The organism is Burkholderia sp. 572 (assembly GCF_040545135.1).
Classification (GTDB): domain Bacteria; phylum Pseudomonadota; class Gammaproteobacteria; order Burkholderiales; family Burkholderiaceae; genus Burkholderia; species Burkholderia cepacia.
Window position 1 is genome coordinate 1 of sequence record NZ_JBEPLH010000067.1, and the last position, 1,178, is coordinate 1,178.

Genomic DNA, 1,178 nt, shown 5'->3' on the forward strand with positions numbered 1-1,178 from the left:
TGTAGTGGCTAGATTGAAATGTCCGCTTTTGGCTACATAGAAATGTCCGCTTTCGTGCCGCGTAAGCTGTTCGGCCGCCGGGTGTCCGGCGCCGGAGGCTGCGATGGCTGCAACGGAGCGGATCACGATGACGATGCGCGAGCTGGACAGGTTCAAGGTCATTCAGGACGTCGCGGACGGCAAGCTCAAGCCTTGGCGTGCAGCGGAACGGCTGGAATTGACGACGCGGCAGATTCGCCGGCTGGTCGCCCGGCTTCGGGAATACGGCGCGGCGGGTTTGGTATCGGGACACCGATCGAAGCCCGGCAATCGTCGGCTGGACCCAGGAGCCGCCGACCGGGCGCTGTCGATCATCCGCGATCGCTACGCCGATTTTGGGCCGACGCTGGCCTGCGAGAAGCTCTGGGAATGTCACGGCATTCGGCTGGCCAAGGAGACGGTTAGGAAGCTGATGACGGAGGCAGGTTTATGGGTGCCGCGCCGGCAGCGACCGCCGAAGATTTATCAGCCTCGAGCGCGCCGGGCGTGCCTGGGCGAACTGATCCAGATCGACGGCAGCGACCATCGGTGGTTCGAGGAACGGGCGCCAGCCTGCACGCTGCTGGTGTATGTGGACGACGCGACGAGCCGGCTGATGATGCTGCACTTCACGCAGACGGAATCGACCTTCAGCTACTTCGAAGCGACACGCGCGTACATCGAACGGCACGGCAAACCTGGGGCGTTCTACAGCGACAAGGCCAGCGTGTTCCGCAACGTGAAGCCAGGCAAGACTGGCAATCGCGTGACGCCGTTCGGCCGGGCGATGTACGAGTTGAACATTGACACGTTCTGCGCGAACAGCAGTTCAGCCAAGGGGCGAGTCGAGCGAGCACACCTGACGTTGCAGGACCGATTGGTCAAGGAGATGCGATTGCGCGGCATCAACACGGTAGCCGACGCCAACGCTTACGCGCCCTCCTTCATGGCCGCCTACAACGCACGCTTCGCGAAGCCGCCGAAGAGCGACTTCAATGCGCACCGACCACTGCGGCCTGACGAAAGCCTGGACCTGGTGCTGACGTGGCGCGAGCCGCGGAAGGTAACGAAGTCGCTGACGGTGCAGTACGACCGAGTGATGTACTTGCTGGAGGACACGCCGGCCAACCGGAAGCTGATCGACCGGCAGATCGAGGTGT

1 protein-coding gene is annotated in these 1,178 nt (G+C 63.1%); it reads left to right on the forward strand.

Annotated elements, in window-relative coordinates:
• Positions 1–103: 103 nt before the first annotated feature.
• Positions 104–1,178 (forward strand): ISNCY family transposase (locus ABIC51_RS40830; RefSeq protein ID WP_226129918.1); only part of this gene is annotated, 1,075 nt, incomplete at its 3' end.